Origin of the sequence: Methanohalobium sp. (assembly GCF_046546175.1) — an archaeon.
Lineage (GTDB): Archaea > Halobacteriota > Methanosarcinia > Methanosarcinales > Methanosarcinaceae > Methanohalobium.
This window is the reverse complement of the sequence record NZ_JBKGYF010000109.1, coordinates 1-4,961: the sequence shown is the minus strand read 5'-3', so window position 1 is coordinate 4,961 and position 4,961 is coordinate 1. Positions and strand designations below refer to the sequence as shown.

The window sequence follows — 4,961 nt, the reverse complement described above, 5'->3', positions numbered from 1 at the left end:
GGTAAAACAGGTAGGAATGCACTTGCGAAACATAAACATAGAAGATGAAGGATTCAATGACGATTATTCATATAGAAAGGAATGTGAAAGAATCCACAAAAACATAAAATGGACAGTTAAATTTGATATCAGAGGATTGAACAATTCAAGTAAGAAACTGTATTCAATCATGAATTTCGTAGCTTATCAATTGCTTGTGATGACAAATTTGCAAAATGGAATTAAAGAAACAAATTCTTTTGCAAATTATGTATGAGAAAATATCATCAAATTAGAATGGGTGAAATCATGAGCTAATTTGATAATCCCTTATAATAGACTATCCATTAAAAGTTACTTATTTAAATGAAGCAACATTATAAACCTGTAAGATTTGTTATGGGTCTAAAGGATGCTTTAAATACTTTCAGACACAGCGAGAATTTCTGGGTATCGCTTCTTCGAGATATATTTGTTGTTTTTTTAGCTGTGGCTATATTTGCAACGTTTTCCCAGATTGTATTTGGTATGTGGACACCAATGGTAGCTGTTGAATCAGAGAGTATGGAACCGAATATCCATGTGGGAGATGTCATTTTTGTAGAAGATATAGATCGGACACAGATACAAACCCATAAAGCAAGCAATGATTATACATCATTTGGAAACAGAGGAGATGTAATTCTGTACCAACCCTATGGAAAAGATAGCGTTACACCTGTAATTCATAGAGCCATGTATTTTGTAGAAGAAGGGGAACCCATGTGGAACGATGGACCTCATGCAACTTACAGCGGCTACATAACCAAAGGAGATAATCCAAAAACCAACACCCACTTCGATCAGCAGGGATCTATAAGTTATCAACGCCCTGTTAAAGATGAATGGATAATAGGTGTTGCAAGGTATCGGATTCCATACATAGGATATCTCAGGTTGATAGTACCCGGATAATCATTGATTAGCTCCCTGGTAGGATTCCAGCATTTTCATAATCGCTACTGGTCCATCCAGTTCTTCACCCAAATTCTTTAATTTTTGTGTATTTTCTTTAAATTTGTTTTCTTCTGTTATTTCCTTTATATACTCTAAAAGATCTTCAGGAGTTGTGGAATAATTCAAACATCGTCCATAACCCCTTTCATCGATTACCTTGGCATTATTCTCCTGTTCACTGTGATTCATATCCGGGAAAGATAACACAGGTACCCCGAAACTTAATGATTCCATAATAGTAGTATGTCCTCCCGGAGCAATAACCGCATCCACACTTTTTAAATAAGGGAACGGCTCACTGTAAAATTTCATAATCTGAACATTATCCGGAAGGTTAGTATATTCATCAGGGTCTATAGTGGGACCCATCATGAGTGTATAATTGATTCCACTATCCAGTCTCGCTGCCTCGATTACTTTTTTGAATATGGGTTCCCTATAGCCAAACCCTCCCACAGCTGATAATATATGGGGTTTATCAAGAGGCTTGGCTTCCACTTCATGATGTTTTTTCTTTATCAATGGTCCGCTATAGAAAACATGTTCAGCAACTTCCGGTTGAAACGAGAGATTATACTGACAGACAGTATAAGGCATGGGATAATCTGGTATTATAATTTTGTCAACCTTTTTAAAAACCGTACTATAAAACCGCTTTATGATTTTACCAATCAGCTTAAGAGGTATACCTCGGTTTTTGAAAAATTCTTCCATATTGGACTGGTTAATTATAAAATATACAGGAACTTTTTTGGCTCTTGCCACCAACACACCCAGATAATAACTATCAGATACCACCACATCAGGTTTGAATTCATTGAATAATCTGTACACTCTGGGCGCTCCCAGTAAGTCACCCTCTTTAAGAGTTGCACCTATTGATGCCTTCAAATCAAGCGACCCTGAATTGCCAACAAGCTTTACTTCAGATGGTATTTCACGGGTCTGATAACCGTTGTCTTCAATAAATTCTTTGGAATATCCATATGCTCCGAATAAAAGTTCATAGTCTGCCGATGATAATTCCCTTCCAAGAGAAACACAGCGGCTGGTATGACCCAAGCCTTCACCACATACCAGTATCAATATTTTCATTTAATAAGACCTCGTTTAATTATTGGTAATAAGTCAATAAATATTATTATATTTATTTTTATTATGTATTAACAAAATATAAATACATGTTATTGCAGTTTTTTTATATACCCATACTAAATTCCATAAATAAAAAAAAAATAACCGCTAAAAATGTGTCCCATGAACAAATTTGATAAATGGCTACCTCTATCACTTTTGATAAGTATAATTTCAATCATAGTTGTCCTTTTACTAACTGTTGACCCTACAACACTTGAGATTGTAAAAGAAGTCAGGACAGAATACCTATTGATAGCTGTAGCATTACACTCTTTTTCATATGTTATATGGGGCACAAGGACGCATTTAATGTCAAGAGCACTTGGATACAAACCCCGTTTGATTAGATCCATAGAAATTGTAATTTCAAGCACTTTTGTAGCGGCTCTTACCCCATCCTCTGTAGGTGGAGAACCCTTAAGAGTTCATCTTTTGCACCAAGACAATTTACCGGTTGGCTGTGCAAGTGCGGTAGTACTGGGAGAAAGGATGATAGATGCCTTATTAATATTAATGTTTGCTCCTTTTGCATTGTACATTTTCAGAGATGTGATGTCAGATTCAAGGCTGGATACGGCCTTTGTAATGGGTCAAATTTTTATGGTTGTTGTTTTTGCTTTTTTGATGTTTACAATATGGAAACCGGAAAAAACAAAATCAGGAACGCGGATTGTAGCAAATAAAATTGCAGGATTATTAGGAAAAAAATCCAGTGGAAAGCATCACAAACTAATTGACCGCATAGACCATGAGCTTGAACAGTTCCACGAAAGCCTGCTTAAATTTTTAAAGGAAGGGAGAAAAGGACTGTTCTATGGGGCTGGGTGTACCATACTTTTTTGGGTTGTTGAATTTTCCATGCTTCCAATAATCCTGCTTGGATTGAATCAGGACCCTCCGTTTTTACTTGTTTACGCTGCACAGGTATTGCTTTTGATTATAATAATTATACCGGCAACCCCGGGGGCCAGTGGTGTAGCGGAAATCGGAGCTACAACCCTGTTTTCAGTTTTTGTACCGGCTTCCATACTTGGAATCATTGTAGTTGCATGGCGTGCGCTTACTTTCTACATGAACCTTATTGTAGGTGGAATTGTCAGTTTTAAAATACTAAAAGATACAGAATTGATGAAGAAATTAATGAAGTAAAATGTATCTTACAGATGGGTCTGGCTGGTTATCACCGGTTTGAAATTTTCAAGTGGTTTCAATCTATAATCTTCAAAAAGCACTTCAAGTGTACCTTCCACTGGAACGCTCAGATCAATTTCTTTGGTTCTGCCATACCGCCCTTTACTCACAACAACAGCATTTAAAATACCAAGCATATCCAGTTCTGAAATAAGGTCTGTAACTCGTCTCTGGGTAAGGATATCCATATCAATATTTTGAGACAACTGGCGATAAACATTATACACTTCACCTGTAGTGACATTTACATAACCATTTTTCCTGAGAAGAATCACACTGTAGAGCGCAAGTTTGGACTGGGTTGGAAGTGTTCGGACCACTTCAACGATACGGTCATTTTCAATCTTTTCCTGTGCACTCCTTACATGTTTCTCTTCTACGATTTGTTTACTTTCACGCTCGGCTAATTCTCCAGAAACTCTTAAAAGGTCAAGGGCTCTTCTTGCATCCCCATGTTCCTGTGCAGCAAATGCTGAACACAAGGGAATTACCATATCATCCAGAACACCTTCTTTATACGCTATTTCTGCCCTTTGATGAAGTATATCACTTATCTGTTCCGCATCATATGGCGGGAATACAATTTCTTCTTCACCAAGTGAACTCTTGACTCTGGGGTCAAGGAATTCTGTAAACTTTAAATCATTTGAAACTCCGATAATACTTACCTTAGAATTTTTGAGGTCCTCATTGATACGGGATAAATTGTAAAGAACGTCATCCCCTTTCTTGATTAATTTATCAACTTCATCCAGAATAATGATTAAAACCAATTGGTTAGATTCAATAGCCTCTTTAAACTTGGTAAAAACCTGGTCTGTAGGCCAACCTGTCATGGGAATATCTTCGCCAAACTGCCTTGCAAGGTTTGCTACAAGCCGATATTGGGTATCAATGATTTCACAATTTATGTATAATACACTGCATAACGTATTCAAACTTTCACTTTTCTTTTCCAGTTCAAATCCGACATGCCTTGTTGCAGCCGTCTTACCAGTTCCTGTTTTTCCGTATATAAGAATATTTGAAGGAGTATCTCCTCGAAGAGCAGACACAAGTATCGTGGCAAGGCTGTTGATCTGTCTATCTCGGTGCGGTAAAAATTCAGGAGTATACGATGGTCTTAAAACTTCCTTGCTTTTAAAAATAGACTCATTTTCCAATAATTTATCGAACAGATTATTCAGCGGATCATCGTTTTTCATTTTAAATCCATCCTATCATTTTGAATCACATACCTTTGCAGATGACTACTATTTCTATCGCATAACACCATCCCGGTAGAGTACCTTAAGAAGCTCTATATGCTAAAACACAGATTTTTACCAATATAATTGCCCTAATTCCAATGGAAGTAAACCTTATTAATGCTTATGGTTCAAACCCCATTATTTCGACTGCAGCATTTAAAATATTTATTAAAATAAGTAAAAAAGTATGATATACGATTGTACCCACCCTCCCCATTATTTCCACTGGAAAGACTAAAATAAACATAGATATCTATGTTTATGAAAATATATAAAAAAACAGGGCATATATCATATAAGTTCATAATATTTATAATTATTTAATAATAAATAATTATTTTAATAGTTTATACATAATTATTTTAATAGTTTATACATAATTATTTTAATAGTTTATACATAATTATT

4 protein-coding genes and 1 pseudogene are annotated in these 4,961 nt (G+C 35.8%); 3 read left to right on the top strand and 2 right to left on the bottom strand.

All coding sequences use genetic code 11. The features are described from left to right. Positions 1–256 (top strand): annotated as a pseudogene (locus ACLFMM_RS09220) (ISNCY family transposase); the annotation flags it as partial. Positions 257–378: 122 nt separating this feature from the next. Continuing rightward, a complete protein-coding gene (locus tag ACLFMM_RS09215; RefSeq protein WP_410808442.1) occupies positions 379–933 on the top strand; it encodes a signal peptidase I in 555 nt (184 codons plus the stop codon). Here ACLFMM_RS09215 and ACLFMM_RS09210 read toward each other — a convergent pair whose 3' ends face one another. Further along, positions 934–2,070: a UDP-N-acetylglucosamine--N-acetylmuramyl-(pentapeptide) pyrophosphoryl-undecaprenol N-acetylglucosamine transferase gene (locus ACLFMM_RS09210; RefSeq protein ID WP_410808441.1), complete on the bottom strand. Its 1,137-nt coding sequence runs from the start codon at positions 2,068–2,070 to the stop codon at positions 934–936. It lies immediately after the preceding gene. Positions 2,071–2,232: 162 nt separating this feature from the next. On the opposite strand from ACLFMM_RS09210, the gene ACLFMM_RS09205 reads away from it, so the two are divergent. Beyond that, positions 2,233–3,261: a lysylphosphatidylglycerol synthase transmembrane domain-containing protein gene (locus ACLFMM_RS09205; RefSeq protein ID WP_410808440.1), complete on the top strand. Its 1,029-nt coding sequence runs from the start codon at positions 2,233–2,235 to the stop codon at positions 3,259–3,261. 8 nt (positions 3,262–3,269) lie between these two features. Here ACLFMM_RS09205 and ACLFMM_RS09200 read toward each other — a convergent pair whose 3' ends face one another. Then, positions 3,270–4,508 (bottom strand): ORC1-type DNA replication protein, encoded by a 1,239-nt coding sequence (locus tag ACLFMM_RS09200; RefSeq protein WP_410808439.1) that lies wholly within the window; start codon positions 4,506–4,508, stop codon positions 3,270–3,272. Positions 4,509–4,961 lie beyond the last annotated feature (453 nt).